Here is a 412-nt window from a genome sequence, read left to right on the forward strand (position 1 = left end):
TGTGATGCCCGGGCACGTTGGTCAGTCGGGTGACTGGCGACCGGCCGCCGATTGCGGAGTGGGGTCGGTGGTGATTGTAGAAGTGCAGCCAGCCAGGCAGGGCGGCGTTGCGTTGCGTGGTTGATTCGTAGAAGCGGGCGTAGGCCCATCCGTCGGCCAGGGTGCGGTGGAAGCGTTCGATCTTCCCGTTGGTCTGGGGGCGGTAGGGGCGAGTTCGTTTGTGCGTGATGCCGAGTTCGGCGCAGGCATCGCGCCAGGCGTAGGACTTGTAGGCCGAGCCGTTGTCGGACAGTACGCGCTCGACGACGACGACGTGGTCGGCGAACCAGGCGACCGAGCGGTGCAGGACGCCGATGGCGGTGTCTGCCTTCTCGTCGGTGCAGATCTCGGCGGAGGCGAGACGGGAGTGGGG

At 67.0% G+C, this 412-nt stretch carries 1 protein-coding gene; it reads right to left on the bottom strand.

Going from position 1 to position 412, the window contains the following annotated elements; genetic code table 11:
- On the bottom strand, window positions 1-412 hold a 412-nt coding region (locus IJ15_RS0124790), incomplete at both ends, for an integrase core domain-containing protein (protein ID WP_031940955.1).

Origin of the sequence: Prescottella defluvii (assembly GCF_000738775.1) — a bacterium.
Lineage (GTDB): Bacteria > Actinomycetota > Actinomycetes > Mycobacteriales > Mycobacteriaceae > Prescottella > Prescottella defluvii.